This window comes from Lacticaseibacillus baoqingensis (assembly GCF_003946165.1).
GTDB lineage: Bacteria > Bacillota > Bacilli > Lactobacillales > Lactobacillaceae > Lacticaseibacillus > Lacticaseibacillus baoqingensis.
Genome location: NZ_RHOI01000041.1, coordinates 1 through 21,723, shown reverse-complemented (window position 1 = coordinate 21,723; position 21,723 = coordinate 1). Strand labels below are relative to the sequence as shown.

The following is a 21,723-nucleotide window of genomic DNA, read 5'->3' as shown; positions in this document are numbered from 1 at the left end:
AAACCGCATGGCTATCGTGATCGATGGTACGACATCCGCTTGGCTGAGAAACCACGTTGGCCAGGGACTATTAAACTTGCCGCTGTTGTCAATGAAGCAGATGACTATTATGTTTGTCTAAGTATCGATGTCAGTCAGCCTGCGCCGTTACCTGCATGCCAACACGTATGTGGCGTTGATGCCAACGTTGGCAAATTCGTTTATAACGATGGTGAGGCAATGTCTTCAGTCCGCGTATTGACCGAGCAATTGGTCAGTTTGTACAACCGAGTGTCCTTGTGCCAGCGGCGGCTGGCTCGCAAACGTCAGGTGAATCCTAAGCACTTTCACTCTAACAACTACCGCGCAACGAAAACCAAGTTGCAGCGGACCTATCAGAAAGTGACACGGATTCAAAGTGGCCTCTTGCAGAAGTTTACGACGATGCTGGTGAAAACCAACGGTACGCTTGCCATCGAAGACTTGGACGTTAAGCATATGAAGATGAACAAGCGATTGGCGAAGAATTTACATCGCTCGTTGTTTGGACGTTTCAAAGTGCTGATGAAGGACAAGGCGCAATGGTATGGCCGCCAGCTGATGATAGTTGATCGGTTCTACCCTAGCACACAGCGGTGCAGTCGTTGTGGGTTAGTGAAAACCGGTGACGATAAACTGACCTTAGCCGGTAATGTCCTTCACGGCACGAAACATCACGAGTTTCATTGTTACGGTTGTGGCGCTCAACTTGAGCGTGACGAGAATGCCGTACAGAACTTGATTCAATATGCTCAAGGGCAGGCTATGTCCTAAAGGTTCAAGAGCCAGTCAATGTTGCAAGGTGACTACCGACGTAAGCATACTGGTGTTAACGGGACCGAATAAAATACTGAATGTACAACTATGAAAGGAAAAATATAATCCTTTACTAGTGTCATTAGACATTCTTCCACATTTTATATAGCAGTGACTTTATGACATCAGCGATCACCAACGCTGCACTCAAACAATATCAACAAACTTTGGCGCAAACACCCGGTTCTGCCGCTTTGCAAAAAGCCGTCATGAACAATGGCGTGTTGAAGTCATCAGAAAGCATCGAAGCGCAAACGAAGATGGATCAAACCTTTTCCATCGACTTGTCGACAGGCGCGGTTTCCAACCAAAAGCAATCCGGCCGCTGCTGGATGTTTGCCGCATTAAACACCATGCGCCATGGCATTCAAGCCCAATTCAAGCTGAAAGACTTTGAATTGAGCCAAAACTACACCTTCTTTTGGGACAAGTTCGAAAAATCGAACTACTTCTACGAAAACGTCCTCAAAACCGCCGATCAACCCTTGGATTCGCGCAAAGTGGCCTTTTTGATGACCACGCCGCAACAAGATGGCGGTCAATGGGACATGTTGACGGCTTTGATCGACAAATACGGGATCGTGCCCAAGACGGCGATGCCAGAAACGTACTCCTCTGCCAAATCCAATGAGCTCAACTCAGTATTGAACTTGAAGCTGCGCAAAGATGCCGTGACCTTGCGCCAACTGGTCGCAGACAAGGCCAGCGACGAACAGATCGCCGCTGCTAAAGACCAAATGCTTAGCGAAGTCTACCGGATGCTGGCGTATACCTTAGGCAATCCCCCGACAACATTTGATTTTGAATATCGCGATGACGACAAGGCATATCATATCGACCGCGACTTGACGCCAAAGACTTTTTACGACAAGTATATCGGCTGGGATCTTGACCAATATCAAAGCATCATCAACTCCCCAACTGCTGACAAACCGTATGATCACGTCTACACCGTGGAAATGCTGGGTAATGTCGTCGGCGGCCGTGAAGTCCGCCACTTGAACTTGGAGATCAATGACTTCAAGGCCTTGGCGATCAAGCAGCTGCAAGCCGGCGAATCCGTTTGGTTCGGTTCTGATGTGGGCCAATCTTCTGATCGCCAAATCGGGATCTTAGACACCAAGATCTACGACAAAGACACCTTGTTTGCCACCGACCTCACCATGACCAAGGCTCAGCGCCTGGATTACGGCGAGTCGTTGATGACGCATGCCATGGTCCTCACCGGCGTTGATTTGGTCGACGGCAAGCCGACTAAGTGGAAAGTCGAAAACTCTTGGGGGGATAAAGTCGGCGAAAAAGGCTACTTCGTGGCTTCCGACGCCTGGTTTGACGAATTTGTTTACCAAATCGTCATCAACAAGCAATTCTTATCCCCGGCCTTACAAACGGTGATCAAAACCGAAAACGACCATCCGACCGTTTTGGCCCCATGGGACCCAATGGGCGCGTTGGCCTAAAAGCACCGAAAAAACCGGTTATCCTGCGTTGCAGGGTGGCCGGTTTTTGCATGCAAAAAACACGAGGCGCTGCCAGCCTCGTGTCTGCAACCTATGATCAACGCTTCAATATCCACCAGCCATAGCCAACTGCGGCGCCGCCAACAGTGATCAAGCCGACTGCCATACCGGCTAAAGTCCAGCTCAACCCCCAGGCCAAATACCCGCCGATCAGCGCGAATCCGGCTAATCCTGAAAAGCCGCCCACCCACCGCTTAAGGCGCAATGGGGTGTTAGCCGTAAGCCGCCGGTAGCGCACAGTCGCGTTGGCCAAAACGCCTAAATTGATCAATAATACCAGCACCAAAGTCGCACTGACTAATGACCCATGGGCGGTGCCTGGAACCTGCAGGTACGACAATACTTCCAGTCCTAAGATCACCACGTTCACTGCCCACGACCCCCAAAACATGCCTTTGGCCAGCCGCCGTTCTTGTTCTTTTGCCTGTAATGCTTGGACCATCTCGCCATCCCCTTTGAGTAAATCGTCTAAGGAAAGCGCATAGATGCGGCTCAGTGAAAGCAAACTGGCAATGTCTGGGTAGCTGCGGCCGGTTTCCCAATTCGAGATCGTCTGCCGGGCCACATGTAAAGTATCCGCTACCTCTTGTTGCGTGAATTGCTGAGTTTTGCGCGCGTTTTGTAATTGTTCACCGATCGTCATCTGCTTTCCTCACTTCCAACTTACTCGAGTCACCTTGAGGATACCAGCCATCAGCCTTGGCGGCGAGCTTAGAATCTTGGCATAAGATTATTTCCCGGGAAATCACCACGGCAAAAGGGTCACAAAGGCAATTTCCAAGTCGATCGCCAGCAGCAAAAATGCCGCGATCATCACATACTGCACTTGCATCAACGCATGCGCCCGCTGTTGCAGCTGATCCATATCGATTTGCGAATGCGTGAATTCCTGGATCTTTTCCGGTGCTTGTTGGTACAGCTGTTGCCAAGCGGTGAGTTGCGTGGCAAATAAATGGATCCGCGACCACCCAAAACCAACGGCGCTCACCCCCGTTAATATCGGCCAGATCAACGCCACCGTCGTGAGCTGCGTCGCGCCGACCAAAATCGCCAAAGCCGCCGCCACCGTCACCAAAAATCCGGTTTGCCACCTGAGCACGGCGCGATTGGCCTGATACAATTGCGGGGTGAGTGCACTTAAGCCATACAGTTGTTTTAAATTGGCCCGCCATTTGGCACTCGGGGTTGCGTGCGGCTCAGCTAATTGCGCCGGATAGCGCTGGGCGATTTGCCGACTGCGAACATTAAACCACAACGCCAAGATGATCCCCACCGCTAAAATACCGAACAGTAAGATTTGCATACCCATTTTCCTCTTTTCAGTTATATTCGTCGCCGATCACCTGGGCCCTCCTTTTGGGACTGGCCGCTGGCGGATCGCCATGCTATTATGAGTGTACAATAAGAAGGCGATTAAATTATGAAGACAATTGGTTTACTTGGCGGGATGAGCTGGGAAAGCACCGTCACTTATTATCAGCAGATCAACACGCTGGTCAGCCAGCGGCTAGGCGGCGCCCATTCTGCCAAGCTGTTGATCGCCAGTGTCGATTTTGATGAGATCGAAAAGTGCCAAGCCGCTAACGACTGGGCCAAAAGTGCCGAGATCTTAGGTCAGGCTGCCCATGGATTGGCCCTGGCCGGTGCTGATTTTATTTTGATCGGGGCCAACACCATGCACAAGGTCTTTGATGAGATCCAAGCGTATACCGATGTGCCTTTGCTGCACATTGCCGATGCCACGATTGCCCGGCTCAAACAACACCACATCACCCAAGTCGGCTTGTTAGGCACTAAATATACCCTCCAAGAAGACTTTTATAAACAACGACTGATCCAAGCCGGCATCAACGTCCTCATTCCAGACGCAGCCGGCGTCGATGACGTCAACCGGATCATTTTCCAAGAGCTGGTTTTAAGCCAAAAACGCCCTGCTTCTAAAGCCGCGCTTTTGCAGCAGATCGCACAGCTGCAAGCGCGCGGCGCTCAAGGGATCATCTTAGGGTGCACCGAGTTGGATCTATTGGTCCAACCAGCAGATGTCGCGATCCCCGTGTTTGATACGACCTTGATCCACTCACAAGCGGCAGTCGACCGCGCATTAAGTTGACCCATCACGTGCCTGGTCACCAGGCACGTTTTTTTGTGGAAAAAAAGCGCTCTCAAGCACGCCGAATCATGCTACACTTAAGGTTCTAAGCCAACCCAAGGAGGAGCGATCATGCGAATTTGTGCCTTCGGTGTGCGCGGTGACGAGGTGCCGTATTTCCAACGATGGGCCGCGCGAACCGAAAATACTGTGACGATGCACCCTGATTATCTCACCGACCAGACCCTGCCGCTGGCGGCTGGGTACGATGGGATCACAAGTTTTCAAACGGTGCCTTATCCAAGCACCGTGTTTTCAGGCATGCAACAACTCAAGCTGCGTTATCTGGCCTTGCGCAACGCCGGGTATGAAAATGTCGACCTCACCGCCGCAGCCCACCATCAAGTCCGCGTCAGTTATGTGCCTGCTTATTCACCGCGGGCGATCGCCGAATTTGCGGTGATGAGCATGCTGTATCTGTTGCGGCAAGCAGGCGCGGTGCAAACTGCGCTGCATGATGCCGACTATCCGTTAGCTAAGACTTTCATTGGCCGCGAGCTGGGCGATTTAACCGTAGGCGTCGTCGGCTCCGGCCGCATCGGCCAAGCCGTGATCCAGATCCTTAACGGCTTTGGGACACGAGTGTTGATCACCGATTCTCACCTGCCCAAAAACTTGGCCTTGACGTTCACCCCCGTCAGCTTCGAGGAACTCTTGCGCCAAAGCGATATCTTGACGCTGCACATCCCCGGCGATCCTGAAAACACCAACTTGCTCAACGAAGCCGCCTTTGCACAGATGAAACCAGGGGCGTTGATCGTCAACACCGCCCGTCCGAATCTCATCGACACCGCTGCGCTGCTGACGCATTTGCGCTCCGGCAAACTCGGCGGTGCGGCGATCGATACCTTTGAACATGAAGCCGATGACTTGCTGCAATTAGCCCATGGCGAGACTTTCGCCGACCCGCTTTGGGATGAGCTGTTGGCGATGCCCAACGTGATGCTTTCGCCGCATATCGCCTATTACACCGACACCGCCGTCAAAAACATGGTGGAACAAGCTTTAGACGCCTTGGTCGCGTTTGATCAAGGCGTGCGCGTCGCCACTGAATTAACTTAAAAATAGAGGGCAGACGAATCGTCTGCCCTCTATTTGTTTGCCCTTGGGATCACGCCGTTGGCAACACGACTTTATCTGTGATCTGCAAATGTGCATCGAGTGTGTAAACGATCGGTTGCGCATTGGCCACTTCAACGTGGTCGATCCCGCTATCGGAAATGTTTTCTAAGTATTTGATCAATGCCCGCAATGTCGACCCATGGGCCACGACCAGCTGATCTTGGCCGGCCAACAAGCGCGGCGCCAGTTCGTCTGCCCAATAAGGCACTAAGCGCTTGACGGCATCGGCCAAGCTTTCACCGCGCGGGACGATACTTGCCGGAAAACCTTGATAACGCCGCGAACGACTGGGATGAACTAACAACGGCGGCTTGCCGGTAAAACTGCGCCGCCATGCCGCCACTTGCGCTGGGCCAAACAACTCGCGCGTGAGGTCTTTGTTGATCCCGCGCAAGGCGCCATAATGACGTTCATTCAGCCGCCACGACTTGGTGATCGGCAGCCAATTGGCATCTAATGCCTCTTGCACCAGATATGCCGTCATGATCGCCCGCTGCAAAAGCGACGTGTGCACATGCGCCACTTGGACATCGGTTTGCGCCAAGGCTGCCCCGGCTTTTTGCGCTTGCGCCACCCCGTGGGCCGTCAATGGCACATCGGACCAGCCGGTATACGTATTCGAGAAGTTCGCGGCGCTTTCGCCGTGTCGCAGTAAAATCAATCTGACCATGGTACGCCTCCAATATCCGTCCAGTATACCATTTTCACCTTGAAGACGGGAACCTGACCAAGATGTCCTTTTCTGTAAATTTTCTCATTATATTCTCAAAAATAACTGGAAAATGAGATTATAATTAGATATACTTAATGCAATTTCATTTTACCGAAGGGAGGACACGCTATGCGCATTCGCGTTCCCGGCGTTATCACATCGCGATCACCACTTGGACAAAACCTCGCGCTCGCCGTCGATGCAGCTATTACCGTCAGCATCGAAGAAGAAAGTCTCGAATGGGAGGTGGTGCACGACGACCCCTTGTTGCCGCATGACCAAAATAACGAGATCGTCGCCGTCGCCGAAGCGTCTGCCCCATGGTTATTGCCCCACCGCTTACACGTCACGTCAACGCTGCCCATCAGCCAAGGCTTAGGCAGCTCAAACGCCGCCGCCTTGGCGGGAATCTTATTGGCCAATCAATTGGCCGATCTGCACTTGACCACTGCTGAGATCCAAGAGCGGGCGATGCGCTTTGAACCATACCCAGCCGCCTTGGCTGCAGCGATCCATGGCGGGTGTCAATATCGCGATCCGATCAACGGCATGATCACGACGCATCACCTGGCGCCTTTGCAATGGTTCATCTACTCCCCAACACAATTCGTCGAAGCCAGTGTTCCGCGCAAGTTTCCCGATCAAGGGGTCACCCCAGCCGATTATGCCGCTTTGTTGGCCGCATTAGAAGCTGGCGACGACCTGTGGTTGCGGCACCATTTTCCCGTCGAGTCATTGCGCAGCCAAGTCACTCCAGAATACTTCCCGCAAGCAGAAATGATCAACCGCGCCGTGTTGAATTGCGGCGGTTACGGCTGCTTTATGGCTGGCAACGGCCCGGCGATCGTCTGCTTGGCCCCAGTTGGTGACAAGCAATTCGAAACCTTGTTGCGGCACGAATTGACCTCTGGCGACTTATTGGCCTTACAGCTGCAAGATACTGGCGCGATCGTCGCCTAAACACAAACAACGCGGATGAGCCTGAAGACTCATCCGCGTTGCTGTGTCGATTAAGCGCGCCTGCTGGACACTTTAATGGTCATCGGTTACGTCATTGACTTTTTTAGCCACTTTTTGCTTGCCTTGTTCGACTTTTTCTTCCGCTTCACCCTTGAGATGCTGGGCTTTGCCTTTGGCTTCTAACTTCTCGTTATTGAGCAACTTACCGCTGGCTTCTTTGACTTTACCAAGTGCTTTGTCCTTGGATGCTTTGAGGTCTGCCATATCATCACTCCTTTCGTTATATCTTTATCATAACCAACTGCCCCCTTGAGATGCCACTCAAAAGCCTTCGCCCAAGCATAAAAAAAACGCCGCAAGCGCGGCGTTTGGTTACTTCTTATCTTCTGGGGTTGGCGGAATGACGGCTTTGCCGCCTTTAAGAATGTGTTTGTAGTTGATCACAGTCTTATGCTTGAGGTCTTCGACCATCATCGCATCTGCTTCATCAAAACTGTCGATGGTCAACATCGCAGCATTGGTGTACAGCTTCTCCACAGTTCCCTTGAAACTTAACGGTACGTTAGCACTCTTACGAACGGTGACCTTATCACCGATGGCGATTTCTTGTCCCAAAAACGGTTCCTCCTTGTATGGTGTCGGTCAATTATACCACATTTTTCGGCGGTACCGCAGCCGGATCGTCTGCGATCACCGCCGGGGTCATCGCGTCAAAGCTGATCACCACGCGCTGCAATAACTCGCGGGCATTCAGCGCGTCTTTGGGATGATGTGTCAAGATCTGCACCAATGCCGAGCGTTCGTAATGCTTGAGGATCTTACCAACAAAAGGATGTTCCATATTGCCATTGGCGAGGTACGAAACGACTGTGCCTACAGGTAATTGCGTCATACACTTAGCCTCCCTTGGGGTTTGACTTAAGTGTATCAAGGCGGCGGTGCACCTTGCACGCCTGACGCTTTAGGCGCGGATCTGCCCGTCGCCTAAGATCTGATACTTAATCGTGGTCAATTGCGCCAGCCCCATCGGTCCGCGGGCGTGCAGCTTTTGCGTGGAGATCCCGATTTCAGCGCCAAACCCAAATTCAAAGCCATCGGTGAACCGCGTCGATGCGTTCACATACACACACGCCGCGTCGATCTCTCGCAAGAATTGTTGGCTGGCGGCATAATTATCGGTGATGATCGCCTCAGAATGCTTGGTGTTGTGCGCATTGATATGCGCGATCGCCTCTGCTTCAGAAGCCACGACTTTCACGGCCATGATCAAGTCGTTATATTCTGTATCCCAATCTGCATCCGTGGCGGCAAGCATCTCCGGTACGATCGCTTGCGCTTTGGCATCCCCGCGCAATTCGACGCCATGATCCCGCAAGGCTTGCGCGATCTTTGGCAAAAAGGCCGCCGCCACCTCTTCATGGATCAGCAGCTTTTCTGCCGCGTTGCAAACACTTGGGCGTTGGACTTTGGCGTTGACGGTGATGGCAATAGCCATATCCAAATCAGCGGCTTTATCCACATAAATGTGACAGTTGCCTGCCCCAGTTTCGATCACCGGCACCGTCGCATTTTTGACCACGGTTTGGATCAAGCCAGCGCCGCCGCGCGGGATCAAGACATCGATATAGCCATTCAAATGCATCATTTCATTGGCGATCTCGTGGCTTGGGTCGCTGATCAATTGCACCGCTTCAGCAGGCAAGTCAACGGCTTGCAAGGCTGCTTGCAACACCCGTGCTAACGCTTGATTAGACGCCAACGCTTCGCGCCCGCCGCGCAAGATCACGGCGTTGCCAGACTTCAGCGTCAACCCGGCAGCATCCACCGTCACATTCGGCCGCGCCTCATAGATCATCCCCACGACCCCTAACGGCACGCGTTGTTGGATGATCAATAACCCAGCTTCATTGCGCCAAGCTTGATCGGCGCGGGCAGTCGGATCGGCTAACCCAGCCACTTGCCGCAACCCAGTGGCCATATCGGCGATCCGCGCAGGCGTCAACAACAAGCGATCGGTAAACTTCGACGCTTTTGCCTGCGCTGCGGTCATATCTTTGGCATTAGCAGCTAAAATATCGTCAACGTGTGCGATCAAGGCATCTGCCATCGCATTCAACGCCCGATTCTTCGCCGCATTATCCAACTGAGCCAGGACCTTAGCCGCTTGTTGAGCAGCTGTCCCCATCGAGATCAGATCTTGCTTATCCATGACGTTTCTCCTTATTTGTTGAGAGCGTGAACCAGCACGGGTTTAGGTGGTTGGCTAAACTGGCGTGGCGGCGGGCGACGTCAGTCGTGCGTCGCTGCGCCAGCTTAGCCAACCACCGTTGTGCTGGATGAGCGCGTTTATGAGAGCGCGAACCCAGGCGGGTTTAGGGGGTCGGGCTAACAGGGCGTGGCGGCAGTCGGCGCAGCCGGCGAACGTCGCGACCGGTTAGCACGCACCCCCGTTGCCTGGGATGAGCGCGTTTATGAGAGCGCGAACCCAGGCGCTTTTAGGGGTGTGGGTAAGACAGCCTGGCTGGGTGCGGCAACGCCGTGCCAAGGCCAGGCAGGCTTACCCGCCACCCCGTTGCCTGGGTGAACGCGTTTAAAGCATCAACCCTTCACTGCGCCGCTGTTTTCGGCCGGCCAAACCAGGTGCCGACGGCTTCTCCGGCGACGATCTTTAAGATCACCCGCGGATCGGCGCCGCTGCATAAGACCATTTGCCGGCCGGCTAACATCATGGTTTCTGCAGCTTTGAGCTTTGTGACCATCCCGCCGGTACCAAAGCGGGTGCCGGTGCCGCCAGCGGCGGATAAAATATCTTGGCTGAGATGCGTAATCGCATCCAGCTTTTTGGCGCCGGCATGCTTATGCGGATCAGCGTCGTACAACCCATCGATATCTGATAAAACCACTAATAAGTCGGCATCAATGCGTGCGGCGACTAACGCGGATAATTGATCGTTATCGCCAAACGTGGTGCGGTGATCCATTTCATCGACAGCCACGGTATCATTTTCATTGATGATCGGAATGATATCGTGGTCCAACAAGGTTTCTAATGTGTCTAAAACGTGTTGCCGGCTGACGGGATAATCAAAGGTATCATGCGTCAACAGCATCTGGCCAACTTGGGTGTCATAATCACTGAACCGCTGGATATACAACCGCAATAATTCACCTTGCCCCACTGCTGCGATCGCTTGTTGCGCCGCGATCTCTGCAGGCCGCTTGGGCAGATGCAATTTATCTAAGCCCACACCGATCGCGCCGCTGGAAACCAGCACGACTTCAAAGCCTTGATTATTCATCGCCGCCAGCGTGTATGCGAGCCGGTCGATGGTTTGTAAGTTGACCTTGCCGTTGTGATGGATCAAACTGCTGGTGCCGATTTTTACGACGATGCGATGACAATGCTGCAAATTGCGGATCATAATATCCTCCTACTGAACTGAGACCAACCAATCGGCGGCGAAACCAAAAAGCGCCGCTTCTCTCGAGACACCCTATCCGGGCGGTACCATCCTCGTTCGAAGCTGCGCTTCACACTTTTTGTCTTGCATATTCAGTTCGCCGAACACGGCTAGGATTCGAGCACCATGATGACCTCTCAGCAGTTCGTTCATCTCTCTGTAAGGCTCTACTATGACCGTGTGATTTAAGGACACTATATTTTAACTAGCGGCAATTGTCAAGCCCTTTCATTTTTGTCCGCATCACCATTTGGACCAAATCAGCATTTTTTTGCTGATAATAGTTGACATCAGGTATTAATCATATTAAAGTAACATTAAATTACAGTTAGTAACAGCAATGAAGGGCAAGAGTAATTGTGAGCAACGCCAAAGAGAGGTCCCATAGCGGTGGAAGGGGCTGCGCGCGCCACAGTGAAAGTAGGCCTGAAGCTATCGGTGCGACGAGTGCCGATTGGGTGCCACCATTACCTGGCCAGCGGATAGGCCCCATGCTGTCCGTGGAGGCTGGCTTTGCCAGCAAAATCAAGGTGGTACCGCGCACTGCGCCCTTGCGAATTCTTTTTCGCAAGGGCGCTTTTTTCGTCACATAAGTCTAGGAGGTATTGCTCATGGAAAATGCGCCATTATATCCAGCATTCGGTTCCGGTCAAACACTCGCATTATTACGCGATCACGCCGCTCAAGGTTATTTCATGGCAGGATCGTTAGCCGCAGATACCCTATTAGGCGTCCGTGACGCCGGCATGCTCAGCTGCAGTGAGTATGCCGCCCACTTACGGCGCATGCGGCTGTTGACCGATAAACCGATCATCGCCGACTTACAATCCGGGTTTGGCAATCCGATGAATACATATTTCGCCACGCAAGAACTGGAGCGCTCCGGGGCCAACCGGCTGATCTTAAGCGATCAACGCTATCCCGCACATACCCAAGACTGCCCCCCGATCGCAACGGATGTGGACTTTTTAGGGAAGCTGCATGCGGCTTTAGACGCTGTTGACGACGAAAATACCCAGATCTGGGCACTGCTTGAAGGCATGCCGACGCAAGGGTTGGAAACCACGATGGCCAAATTGGCTTGGGTCGATCAGCTGCCGATCGGCGGGATCGTCATCGCCCATTGGGATCGTGAGATCTTAATGGCATTGACGGCCATGCCGCATCAACACCGCCTGATCGCCACTTGGCAGCCGAATGTGCCGGCTTTTCCAGGTATCGACGGCTGGCTGGATACCGGTTATCTGGCTGATACCGCCGGCAACTGGCAGCGCCAGTTGATCACCAACTTACCTGCAGAGCTGGCTTTACCTAAGGAAGTGTTAAAATGAGCAAAGCCCAACGCATGCGCCAAGCTTTTCAGCAAATGGTCCTTGGACCAGAGATCATTAAGATGTTCGTCGCCCCAGACGCGCTAGGCGCTAAGATCGCTCAGCGCAATGGCGCTGATGCGGTATTTGCCGCAGGCTATGCCACGGCTGCCGCTGATTTGGCCTTGCCTGATCGCGGCATCGCCGACTTTGGGATGATGCTGGAAAAATGCCGCCAAATCGTCAACGCGATCGACATCCCGGTGTTTGCCGACGCCGATACCGGTTATGGCGATCTGGAAAACGTCACCCGCACCGTAGCCAGTTATGAGCAAATCGGCGCTGCCGGTATTTTTCTAGAAGATCAAACCTGGCCGAAGCGTTGTGGGCACATGGCAAACAAAGCCGTCGAACCCACTGCTGTCTTAGAGGCTAAGCTCCGCCGAGCCGTGGCAACGCGCAAGCATGATGACTTCTTGATCATGGCGCGCACCGATGCCCGCGCGGTGTACGACTTAGATGAAGCGATCGCCCGCTCCAAGCGCTACCAAGCTGCCGGCGCTGATTTGATTTTCATCGAAGCCCCGCGCTCACGCGCCGAGCTGCAACAGATCCGCGCGGCGTTCCCTGACACCCCGCTGATGGCCAATATGATCGAAGGCGGCCAAACCCCGCTGACGGCAACGGCCGAATTGAAGCAGCTTGGTTTTCGGATCGTGGTTTACCCCACCGCCATGACTTACGCAACGGCGTATGCCGAAGAACACTTGGTCCAAACCATGATCAAATCAGGCACCACTGCCGGTTTTGCAGACCGGATGATGACGTTTGATCACTTCAACCATTTCATTGGCTTAGAAGACGTCAATGCCCGCGAAGCCCTGTATTCGCCAGAAAAAATGCGCGCCGAACTTGCAAAACGCGCGTAAAAAAAACCACCCAACCAAAAGATCCGCCTTTGGTGCACCTGCCACCAAGGCGGATCTTTTTATTCATACCGCAGCGCCGTGATCGGCGCTGACCGCGTCGCCTTCAGCGCCGGCAGCGTCCCAGCCAACAACGCGATCACCGTGATCAAGCACATGATCATCACCGTATTGGCGCCGTTGAATTGGATCAAAGCAAAGCCGTTGAGGCCTTTTAAAAACGTCTGCGCCGCTAAGCGGTTGACCAATCCGCTGGCCAACCACGCCACGGTGCAGCCGCAAAGCGCCCCTAAGCAGCCGATCAACCCGGCTTCTAGGCTGAACAGCGCGAAGATCTTGTGGCCGCTCATCCCCAAAGCCTTCATCAACCCGATTTCGCGAGTACGCTCACGCACCGACATGTACAAGGTGTTGATGATCCCAAAAGCGGCCGCCACCAGCGCGATCGCCCCAAATAACGTCAACCCGCCGGTGATCGCATTGATAGTTTGATGCAAGGTGCCCACATCATCGGCAAAAGTCGCACTCGCCAACCCTTGCGCGTGCAAGGCGGCTTTGACCCGCTTGATTTCAGACTTGGTCGGATGCGCGATCGTGGCCAGTACATTGCTGTATTGCGCCGCCGCGGTTTTTGGCATGCCGGCGACGTTTTGGCGATTGATCGCCGTGATCAATCCGGGACTGAAAATCACCTGCCCGCGGTCAACGATGCTGGCATTACGCACCCCGACGATCTTGGCCTGAAACACCTGCTGCTGACCAGTGGCTTGACTGGTGGCCGCCACCACCACCGGCTGATTGAGCGCTTTTTTGGCGCTGTCAAAGCCTAACGCTTTGACATACGCGCGGTTGAGAGTGACGGTGTAAGCTGAGCCTTGCGCCTGCTGCCCCACTTGCATATCGATGTGAGTACCTTGCGCATCCCCGGCTTGCAGCGCGTATTTGGCCCCATGCGGGCGTTGGAGATAATCGGCAGCAAAAGTCTTCAATGGCGTGACTTTGCTGACGCCTTTAAGCGTTGCGATCGCTTGGACTTGTTTGGCCGTCAACAGTTGCGTGCTGGCGGTATTGCCAGTCGTTGGATCATATTTTTGCGGGCGGTCATTGTTGCCATTAGGCGCGGCGGCATACACCATCAATTGGTCTTTTTCGCCGACATTTTGCACTTGGGTGTCGATATACGTATTCACGCCGACACGGATACCGACTGTCAACGCGATGGTGAAAGTGCCGATCAGCGTTGCCAAGACCGTTAATACCGTCCGGCCTTTATTGCGCCACAAGCTGACTGCCGCAGACCACAAAAGATCACCCCCGGTCATCTTGACCACCTCCGATCAGCTGACCATCAACGATTTGCAACTGACGATCGCACATCGCCGCCAGCTCAGGATCATGCGTGACGATGATCAAGGTCATCCCGCGATCGCGATTGAGCGTCAATAACAAATCTGCGATCATCGCCCCAGTCACAGAATCCAAGTTCCCGGTAGGTTCGTCAGCAAAAATGATCTGGGGCTGATTGACCAGTGCCCGCGCGATACACACGCGCTGCTTTTGGCCACCGGACAAGTCGGTGGCTTTATTTTTTGCCTTATCCGCCAGCCCAACGGCTTTAAGCGCCGCCAGCGCTTGTTTTTTGCGCGCCAAGCCCGTGATCTTGGCGATTTTTAGCGGCAAGACCACGTTTTCGTAGACGGTATCTTGACTATTTAAGAAGAATTGCTGAAAAACAAACCCAAACCGCGCCAAGCGCAACTGATCCAGCGCCTGAGCCGTTAACTGGCGCGTATCTTGCCCATCAAAAAACACCGTGCCAGTCGTCGGCTGATCTAACAACGCCAATAAGTGCAGCAGCGTCGATTTGCCAGAACCGCTTTTGCCCACGATCGCAACGGTTTCTCCGGCTTGGATCTGCAAGTTCACCTGTTGCAGCGCCGTGAAGCGCGCCGCTTGCTTACCATAAATGCGCGTTAATCGTTTTGTAGCAATAATCGCCATACTGCTCTCCTCCAATCACCCTTTGGCCACCCCTGGCCAAGTCCTTACGCCATTTGCTGCAGCTGTTTAGTTTCCACCCAATGCGCCAGCAAATAGCAGTTGATCACGCTTAACACCACTGCGCCTAAGCTGACCATCCCCACTGCCAGCCACATATCCGCCACCACACTGCCTTGAAACGCCATCACCGACCCGCCGAAATAGGTAAACGCTGCCGGCGAAATGCCCAGCTTCTCGATCAGCCACGCCATGCCGGTAAAAAGCCAATCGACCAGCTTTAAGGCGACTAAAACGATGATGAAAGTCAACCCCCGCCGCAGCCACTTGCCTTGCGTCCCCGGCAAAAAATCGGTGATCACTAAGCTCAACATGTGCGCCAAGCTGATCAAGCTCCACAGCAACAAAGTAAACGCCAAGACGATCGCCAAAAACGGCAGCGTCCCGTTTGCCAGATCACGCCACACGGACCCGTCCACGCCAAAGCCTTCAAGCGTTGCGATCCCGATCTCAAGCACCCCCAGCACCACCCAAAGCAAAACGATCGCCAAAGTGTTGGCTAAGGTGCTGGCCAAGTACAAGCGCCAATTGGCAACGGGAATCAACCGCCAGCGATTGGTGACCCACACTTGTTCTTGGCTTTGAGCCATGGCCACAAACCCGGCCACCGCGGTGATGAGCGCCATCAAGGTCGTAAAGCCGACTAGGTCGATGGCGCTGAGACGCCCTATTAATCTCATGACGATCAGCACCACGACGACTGCCAAGTCAATGCCCAGCAGCTGGGTCAATTGCCGCCCGCGTTCTTTGGCCATCACCCACCATACTTGCTTGAAACTAGTCATCCAGATCACCTCCAAAAAAGCTTTCAAAATACTGCTCGACGCTTTGTCCTTGCGCGCGGATGTCATCGGCTTGCGCTTGGGCGGCGATGGTGCGCGCTTTGATCACGACCACTTGATCCAACAACTGCTCGATATCCGTCACATGATGATCTGAGATCACCAGCGTGGCAAGTTCTGGGGCCCATTTTAAAATGCTGTTAAGCATGGCCTTGCGCGTCATCACATCGATGCCGTCAAACGGCTCGTCAAGCAAATACAGCTGCGCTCGGCGAGATAACGTCACGGCCAGTCTTAATTTGCGCTGATTGCCTTTGGACAAGCGCTTGATACGCTGTTTTTGGTCCAGACCCAGCAAGTCGCAAAGCTGGTAAAAATCTTCGCCGCGAAAATCTGCCAACAATTCAGCCAGCGTCTCTGCCACTTGACCGACGCGCCAGTTCGGATTAAAGCCATCGATCATCCCGGAAAAGCTGACTTGCGCTTTGCGGGCAACAGCATCACCCGCGTCCCCGACTTGAATGCTTCCGCGAAAGTTCACCGCACTGCCGGCGATCAGCCGCATCAAGGTAGTTTTGCCGGCACCATTAGCGCCTAAAAGCCCCACGATCTGGCCTTGGGGGAGCGTCAAGTTCACATCGGTCAATAACTGTTTTTGGTTGCGGCGGTAATTTAACTGCTTGATCATTAATGCTTCAGTCATGTGCGTCACGATCCTTTCGTTCTTGAATATAGGCCTCTAAGGCTGCGAGCATCTCCGCCGGCGTCATCCCCAGCCCCATCAAATGCTCATAAGTCTCTGCCAGTTCAGCATTGATCACCCGCTTTTTCATCGCGGCTAACACCGCGGTATCCGTCGTGACAAAATTGCCTTTGCCGCGTTGCGACACCAAGATGCCTTGGCGGATCAACTCTGCCAGCGCCCGCTGGATCGTATTGACATTGACCGTTAACGTCAGCGCCAACTGCCGCACCGCCGGGATCTGATCGCCTGGAGCTAAGTCGCCGACGATGATCTGCCGGTCGATATACTGCTCGATTTGATAATAGATCGGGACTTTATCGTCAAACTCCATCTTGTGCCTCCTTACTAGTGTTCTAGTTTGCTATTACGCTCATACTATACTGCCGCCAAGGCGCCAATGCAAGCCTTGGCGAAACTTTTCTGCTGCGCAATCAAAAACCGCCACCGCGATTGCGGTGGCGGTGATCGATCAGCCGAACAAATCGCTTAGCTACCCGCCTTGTTCAGCCAGGTGCACCAAGGCCCGAAGATCAGGCCGATTTTCTAATGCAGTCGGATACACCGCTGCCAACTGCCAATGCAGCGGCGTTTGCAAGGCGAAATGTGGGATCGGCCGGATCGGCGGCGTCAAGCTGGCGATGCGCTCAGGGACAAAAGTCGCCGCTAAGCCGGTGCTGGCTAACTTATACGCAGTGGTGATATTTTCTGTAGTCATCAACACCGGCGGCAAGCCTTGGTCAAACACCGTTTCGGCGATCTGGCGCAGCTTTTGGCCGCGATGCAACAAAATAAACGGCACCGTTTGCAGCATCTGCGGCGTCAGCACCCGCTGCCCGGCGACTGCCGGCGGCAAGCATTCCGGCTGCACCGCCACTTGGATCGCTTCGCGCAACAAAGGCACACAAGTCAACCCGGCTGGCGGTTTTTGCGGGGCGGTCAAAAAGCCTAAGTCGACCCGTCCTTCGGCCAATGCGGTCACCAACTCCCGGGTACGCCCTTCCACGATCTTGATATGGACCTTAGGATAATGCCGCTGAAATTGCGGCAACACCCGCGGTAAGATCAACGCCCCCCAATACCGCGTCACGGCCAAGCGCAGCGTGGTCGTCACCACCGGCTGCAAGGTAGTCAAGTCGCTTTGCAGCTGGTCTTCAAGTTGACTGACGCGATAAGCCGTGCTCAAATACCGCTGACCGGCGGCGGTCAGCTGCAGCGGGCGGGTGTCGCGATCAAATAATGTCACACCTAAGGTCGTTTCCAGGTTTTTGATGTATTGGCTCAGCGAAGACTGAGACATGAATAGCCGCTTGGCCGCGGTGGAAAAATTGCCGCATTCAGCCACCGCGATCACATAGGCATACCGTTTGGATGTCATTGGTTTTTCCTCTAGAAAGTAGTCGCTTATCGTCTTTTACATGGGTCCTGCTCTAGCATACTATAAAGTTAACGATAAGGAGGCACATTATGGAAGAATTGCGTATCTTAGTCCCTAACGGCATGTTAGGCTACGGGTTCCCACAGGCTGATTTCGACCGTGGCATGGCGCAACACCCGCATGCGATCATTGTCGATGCAGGATCGACCGACTCCGGCCCGCAAAAGCTCGCCTTGGGATCCATGACCTGTCCAGAATCCGCTTATGAAAAAGAACTCGATATCTTAGTCCCGGCGGCGATCACCGCCCATATCCCTTTGATCGTCACCTCAGCCGGCGGCGACGGCACCAACCAGCACGTCGACTTGTTTGCCAAACTGGTACGGCAGATCGCCGCAGCCCACGGCTTGACTTTGCGCTTGGCCACCGTTTATTCAGACGTCCCTAAAGTCCAAGTGCAAGCCGCCTTAGAAGCCGGTCAGATCCAAGCCATGGTCAATGCCCCGGCGTTGACTCAAGCCGTGATCGCCGACACCACCGTGATCACCGCCCAAATGGGGGCTGAGCCTTATCTTGAGCTGTTGCAGTCGCCAACCCCGCCGGATGTGATCATTGGCGGGCGCACCTATGACCCTTCAGCCACCGCCGCGATGGGGATCCTCAATGGCTTTGACCCGGCGTTGAGCTGGCATATGGGCAAGATCATCGAATGCGGCGCGATCTGCTGTGTCCCGGCTGGTAAAACCGTTTTAGGCCGCTTGTTCAAGGACCATTTTTTGATCGAACCGATGGCGCCGGATTCTCGCGCCTTACCACATACCGTTGCGGCGCACACCATGTACGAAAAAAGCAGTGCGCTGGTCTTGCCAGGTCCTGGCGGCAAATTGTACCTGCATGACTGTGAATTTACCGCTGCGACGCCGCGTATCGCCAGTGTCACCGGCAGCCGCTTTGAACCAACGCCTGAGTATCAAGTGAAGCTGGAAGGCGCCAAAGTGGTCGGTTATCGCGCCATCACGATCATGGGCTTGCGCGACCCGATCTTATTAGGCCAATTAGACGAGATCCTTGCCGCATTGGAAAAGCAAGTAGCCGCAGAATTACCGACTGAATGGGCCCAAAGCCAAGTCCATCTGCACCGCTATGGGCAAAACGCGACGATGCAGCAATTCGAACCAACACCGACGATCCCGCATGAACTGTGCTTGATTGCTGAAGTCACCGCGCCTGACCAAGACACCGCCTTGTTGGTGGCCAATCGCCTGCGCACCACCTTGCTGCACTACGGGTATCAAGGCCGCATCGCCACTTCCGGCAACATCGGCATGCCATTTACCCCACTTGAGATCCCCCTGGGCGAAGTTTGCGCCTTTTCGGTTTACCACTTGATGACCATCAGCGATCCTGTCGGCCAATTCCCAGTCCACATCGAGGAGGTGCCAGCACAATGAAACTGCAAGATTATGCCGCGGTCATCCGCAGCAAAAACTCCGGTCCGTTTGAGCTTACATTTGATATTTTATTCAAAACTGCCGAAGATTATCACCACTTCATCGCCGCTGGGGTCTTAACACCTGAGAAATTCGCGGCGTTGTACCAGATCCCAGTCACCGATATCATCACCTTCGAGCAATTCGACGCGGCTCGTGGCGTCAAGATCACGATCCCGCGGCCTTGGCCGCAAGGCAGCATCGGCGAAAGCGACATGCACGGGTCACAACAATATGCCCCGTTATTGGGATTAGACGTCCCAGCTTAGACGGTTATCTCGTATCCACGACTGGCTTTTCTAGCTGAAATTGCGCAAATAAACAGGCACTCACTGCTGATGTATCAGCGGCGAGTGCCTATTTGCTTCACTGGTGCTCTGCTTGCACCAGTGCGGTCAGCTGATCGAAAAAATAGCCGATCGCCAAAAAATCAGCGGTACCGCCTGGGCTCAAATGCCGCTTGATCAAGATGCGGTCATACGCTTGCAGTGCCGAGACAAGGTGGTCATCGGCCACTGCCGCCAATGCCTGCGCGTCTTGTTGCACCTGCTTGAAGGCCCCCACGCCGCCGCGATGGATCAGGTTCGTATCTTCCACGGTTTGCATCAGCAAGAGCATCAAGCGCAGATACCGCAAATCACCGGTATGCGAGTCGCGTGCCAAAAATGGCAGCAGTTGGGCTTGCAACAAGGGATAGCCGGCTTCAGCTTCACCGCGAACGCCGATGATGCCATATTCAGCGTACAGCTTTTCGCCGTAAGTCTTTGGCGGGCGCGTTTTTAACACCCTGAAATCACTCATCAAACGGCCGTGCGTCAGCGCCTTAAGCGCTTGCCATACCGGTGCGTAATCGGCTTGCACCAATGTTTTTAGCGATGTTTGTTGCAATGTCCACCCCATGCTGGCTAAGAAAAACCCAAAGGTGAAATTCGCGCCTTGATGGGTGTTGACCCCGCCGGTCGCCGCAAGCATCGCTTTTTCCGCCTGCACCCCAAGCGTGCGCGTTTGTTCAAACAATTCCGCCAGGTCTTTGGCCGCTTCGCCTTGGGCTAAATATTGACGAAAAAAGGGGCGCAGCGCCTGCGCGCTGCGCAAAAAAAGCGGATAGTCCATATCGGTGTGGGCGCCAGGCGAAAAAGGATCCACCAACCCCGGTTTCGGCGCCAATGCCACTTCTTGGCACAAGGCTTGATATGCCGCTTCGGCGATCGCAGTCGTTAAATCAGTCAAGGTTACGGGCCCTCATCTCAGCTAGAATGAATTGCAGCGAACGTTCAAGGTGTTCATCCACGATCATCGAGACCTGTTTTTCATCGCGGTTGATCATGCCTTGATAAATCAAGCGATGTTCGTGGATCGCCAAGGCCCGGCGCGCCTTGGCCTTGATGCTGATGTTGCGAAAATAGACCAGATAGGCTTGCAAGTTGTCGACGATCAATTTCAAGCGCGGCATTTTCGCGGCAGTATAAATAAAATCATTGAACGCAGTGAAGTTATCGATCACTTGATCCACTTTTTCGGCGCGATCCAGCGACTCCGTTTCATCCAATAAGCGTTCCAGTTGGGCATATTGTTCCCGCGTCATGCGCATCATCGCTTTACGCGTGGCTAACACTTCCAGGTTTTTGCGAATATCGAAGATCTCGGTGGCATCGCGCATGGTGATGCCTTTAACGATCACCCCGACGCCGGCTTTGCGCTCGACTAAGCCTTCATCCGCTAGCTGCTTGATGGCATAGCGGATCGGCGTGCGCGAAATATTCAAGGCTTCTGACAAGTTTTTTTCATTGATCCGCTCACCGCTGAGGATATCCCCTAAAATGATCGTCTTGCGCAAAGCCTCATACACGAGATCCTTGATCGGGCGATTTTGTGATAGATCTAAATTTTGCTTGATCACCGTGACGATATCATTCATATTGATGGCCCCTCCAAAGCTGATTGATAGTTTATTGACCGCTAAGTTTACCCAGCAGTTACTCATTAATATTGTACACGTCTTTGCCAGTTGCGACTAGCAAATCCCGCAACGCCAACGTTAACTGCCGCTATTTCACCATGGACCGTTCAGCGCTCCTAATCAATACCAGCCGATGCGCACCGCCACCAAAGCAAAGATCCGCCTGGCCGATTCAGTATCAAACTGAATCGACTAGGCGGATCTTTTGATTGTTGCTGCTGGTTGCTTAATCTAAATCAACGGAGACAGTTTCCAGCGGTACGTCGTAGAAGCGGTCTTCACGCCGGCCTAAGAAGTCGCGGCCTTGTTCTGGGAACAA

25 protein-coding genes and 1 other annotated feature are annotated in these 21,723 nt (G+C 53.7%); of the genes, 9 read left to right on the top strand and 16 right to left on the bottom strand.

What is annotated here, in order from left to right; genetic code table 11:
- On the top strand, positions 1–792 hold a 792-nt coding region (locus EKM91_RS12495; protein ID WP_225419529.1), incomplete at its 5' end, for an RNA-guided endonuclease InsQ/TnpB family protein.
- Between the two features lie 161 nt (positions 793–953).
- Positions 954–2,294, top strand: coding sequence for a C1 family peptidase (locus tag EKM91_RS12490; protein WP_125754252.1), 1,341 nt, complete (start codon positions 954–956; stop codon positions 2,292–2,294).
- A 97-nt stretch (positions 2,295–2,391) separates the two neighbouring features.
- Here the strand turns inward: EKM91_RS12490 and EKM91_RS12485 are convergent, their stop codons facing one another.
- Both EKM91_RS12485 and EKM91_RS12480 read right to left on the bottom strand, forming a co-directional pair.
- Complete coding sequence (locus EKM91_RS12485; protein WP_125754251.1) at positions 2,392–2,997, bottom strand: helix-turn-helix domain-containing protein; 606 nt, start codon at positions 2,995–2,997, stop codon at positions 2,392–2,394.
- Positions 2,998–3,099: 102 nt separating this feature from the next.
- On the bottom strand, positions 3,100–3,657 hold the full coding sequence (locus EKM91_RS12480) for a hypothetical protein (RefSeq protein ID WP_125754250.1): 558 nt from the start codon (positions 3,655–3,657) through the stop codon (positions 3,100–3,102).
- Between the two features lie 117 nt (positions 3,658–3,774).
- On the opposite strand from EKM91_RS12480, the gene EKM91_RS12475 reads away from it, so the two are divergent.
- Complete coding sequence (locus EKM91_RS12475) at positions 3,775–4,464, top strand: aspartate/glutamate racemase family protein (protein ID WP_125754249.1); 690 nt, start codon at positions 3,775–3,777, stop codon at positions 4,462–4,464.
- Between the two features lie 111 nt (positions 4,465–4,575).
- Positions 4,576–5,565, top strand: a complete 990-nt coding sequence (locus EKM91_RS12470; protein ID WP_125754248.1) for a D-2-hydroxyacid dehydrogenase — start codon at positions 4,576–4,578, stop codon at positions 5,563–5,565.
- Between the two features lie 49 nt (positions 5,566–5,614).
- On the opposite strand, the gene EKM91_RS12465 is transcribed toward EKM91_RS12470, so the two are convergent.
- Positions 5,615–6,295: a 2,3-bisphosphoglycerate-dependent phosphoglycerate mutase gene (locus tag EKM91_RS12465; RefSeq protein ID WP_125754247.1), complete on the bottom strand. Its 681-nt coding sequence runs from the start codon at positions 6,293–6,295 to the stop codon at positions 5,615–5,617.
- Between the two features lie 171 nt (positions 6,296–6,466).
- Here EKM91_RS12465 and EKM91_RS12460 point away from each other — a divergent pair, with 171 nt between their 5' ends.
- Positions 6,467–7,297, top strand: coding sequence for a GHMP family kinase ATP-binding protein (locus EKM91_RS12460; protein WP_125754246.1), 831 nt, complete (start codon positions 6,467–6,469; stop codon positions 7,295–7,297).
- A gap of 72 nt (positions 7,298–7,369) precedes the next feature.
- Here the strand turns inward: EKM91_RS12460 and EKM91_RS12455 are convergent, their stop codons facing one another.
- The 5 genes from EKM91_RS12455 to proB all read right to left on the bottom strand — a co-directional run bounded on the left by EKM91_RS12455 (position 7,370) and on the right by proB (position 10,719).
- A complete protein-coding gene (locus tag EKM91_RS12455) occupies positions 7,370–7,561 on the bottom strand; it encodes a CsbD family protein (RefSeq protein ID WP_125754245.1) in 192 nt (63 codons plus the stop codon).
- A 108-nt stretch (positions 7,562–7,669) separates the two neighbouring features.
- Entirely contained in the window at positions 7,670–7,912 is a 243-nt protein-coding gene (locus EKM91_RS12450; RefSeq protein WP_125754244.1) for a hypothetical protein, read from the bottom strand.
- A 31-nt stretch (positions 7,913–7,943) separates the two neighbouring features.
- Positions 7,944–8,189, bottom strand: a complete 246-nt coding sequence (locus tag EKM91_RS12445; protein ID WP_191988002.1) for a hypothetical protein — start codon at positions 8,187–8,189, stop codon at positions 7,944–7,946.
- Positions 8,190–8,258: 69 nt separating this feature from the next.
- Complete coding sequence (locus EKM91_RS12440; RefSeq protein ID WP_125754243.1) at positions 8,259–9,506, bottom strand: glutamate-5-semialdehyde dehydrogenase; 1,248 nt, start codon at positions 9,504–9,506, stop codon at positions 8,259–8,261.
- A gap of 397 nt (positions 9,507–9,903) precedes the next feature.
- Positions 9,904–10,719, bottom strand: a complete 816-nt coding sequence (proB, locus tag EKM91_RS12435) for a glutamate 5-kinase (protein WP_125754242.1) — start codon at positions 10,717–10,719, stop codon at positions 9,904–9,906.
- A 370-nt stretch (positions 10,720–11,089) separates the two neighbouring features.
- Positions 11,090–11,314 (top strand) — a binding site (T-box leader).
- A 55-nt stretch (positions 11,315–11,369) separates the two neighbouring features.
- Here proB and EKM91_RS12430 point away from each other — a divergent pair.
- Together EKM91_RS12430 and EKM91_RS12425 are read left to right on the top strand one after the other, a co-directional pair.
- A complete protein-coding gene (locus EKM91_RS12430) occupies positions 11,370–12,089 on the top strand; it encodes an isocitrate lyase/phosphoenolpyruvate mutase family protein (RefSeq protein WP_125754241.1) in 720 nt (239 codons plus the stop codon).
- Positions 12,086–12,997 carry an isocitrate lyase/PEP mutase family protein gene (locus EKM91_RS12425; RefSeq protein WP_125754240.1) on the top strand — a complete coding sequence of 304 codons (912 nt, stop codon included), beginning with the start codon at positions 12,086–12,088 and terminating at the stop codon, positions 12,995–12,997. Before EKM91_RS12430 ends, EKM91_RS12425 begins: the two co-directional genes overlap by 4 nt.
- 59 nt (positions 12,998–13,056) lie before the next feature.
- Here EKM91_RS12425 and EKM91_RS12420 read toward each other — a convergent pair whose 3' ends face one another.
- The 6 genes from EKM91_RS12420 to EKM91_RS12395 all read right to left on the bottom strand — a co-directional run bounded on the left by EKM91_RS12420 (position 13,057) and on the right by EKM91_RS12395 (position 17,954).
- Positions 13,057–14,316 carry an ABC transporter permease gene (locus EKM91_RS12420; RefSeq protein ID WP_125754239.1) on the bottom strand — a complete coding sequence of 420 codons (1,260 nt, stop codon included), beginning with the start codon at positions 14,314–14,316 and terminating at the stop codon, positions 13,057–13,059.
- Positions 14,303–14,995, bottom strand: a complete 693-nt coding sequence (locus tag EKM91_RS12415; protein ID WP_125754238.1) for an ABC transporter ATP-binding protein — start codon at positions 14,993–14,995, stop codon at positions 14,303–14,305. The genes EKM91_RS12420 and EKM91_RS12415 overlap by 14 nt, the downstream gene beginning before the upstream one ends.
- A 44-nt stretch (positions 14,996–15,039) precedes the next feature.
- The gene (locus tag EKM91_RS12410) at positions 15,040–15,837 is read right to left on the bottom strand and encodes a hypothetical protein (protein WP_125754237.1); all 798 of its coding nucleotides are present in this window, start codon (positions 15,835–15,837) and stop codon (positions 15,040–15,042) included.
- Positions 15,830–16,537, bottom strand: a complete 708-nt coding sequence (locus EKM91_RS12405; RefSeq protein ID WP_125754236.1) for an ATP-binding cassette domain-containing protein — start codon at positions 16,535–16,537, stop codon at positions 15,830–15,832. The genes EKM91_RS12410 and EKM91_RS12405 overlap by 8 nt, the downstream gene beginning before the upstream one ends.
- A complete protein-coding gene (locus tag EKM91_RS12400) occupies positions 16,530–16,910 on the bottom strand; it encodes a GntR family transcriptional regulator (RefSeq protein ID WP_125754235.1) in 381 nt (126 codons plus the stop codon). The genes EKM91_RS12405 and EKM91_RS12400 overlap by 8 nt, the downstream gene beginning before the upstream one ends.
- A gap of 159 nt (positions 16,911–17,069) precedes the next feature.
- Positions 17,070–17,954: a LysR family transcriptional regulator gene (locus EKM91_RS12395; protein ID WP_125754234.1), complete on the bottom strand. Its 885-nt coding sequence runs from the start codon at positions 17,952–17,954 to the stop codon at positions 17,070–17,072.
- A gap of 89 nt (positions 17,955–18,043) precedes the next feature.
- Between EKM91_RS12395 and EKM91_RS12390 the strand changes: the two genes are divergently transcribed.
- Positions 18,044–19,405 (top strand): acyclic terpene utilization AtuA family protein, encoded by a 1,362-nt coding sequence (locus EKM91_RS12390; RefSeq protein ID WP_125754233.1) that lies wholly within the window; start codon positions 18,044–18,046, stop codon positions 19,403–19,405.
- A complete protein-coding gene (locus EKM91_RS12385) occupies positions 19,402–19,713 on the top strand; it encodes a DUF4387 domain-containing protein (protein WP_125754232.1) in 312 nt (103 codons plus the stop codon). Before EKM91_RS12390 ends, EKM91_RS12385 begins: the two co-directional genes overlap by 4 nt.
- Positions 19,714–19,810: 97 nt before the next feature.
- Here the strand turns inward: EKM91_RS12385 and citG are convergent, their stop codons facing one another.
- Both citG and EKM91_RS12375 read right to left on the bottom strand, forming a co-directional pair.
- On the bottom strand, positions 19,811–20,674 hold the full coding sequence (gene citG, locus EKM91_RS12380; RefSeq protein ID WP_125754231.1) for a triphosphoribosyl-dephospho-CoA synthase CitG: 864 nt from the start codon (positions 20,672–20,674) through the stop codon (positions 19,811–19,813).
- Positions 20,667–21,362, bottom strand: a complete 696-nt coding sequence (locus EKM91_RS12375; RefSeq protein WP_125754230.1) for a GntR family transcriptional regulator — start codon at positions 21,360–21,362, stop codon at positions 20,667–20,669. Before EKM91_RS12375 ends, citG begins: the two co-directional genes overlap by 8 nt.
- Between the last annotated feature and the right edge of the window lie 361 nt (positions 21,363–21,723).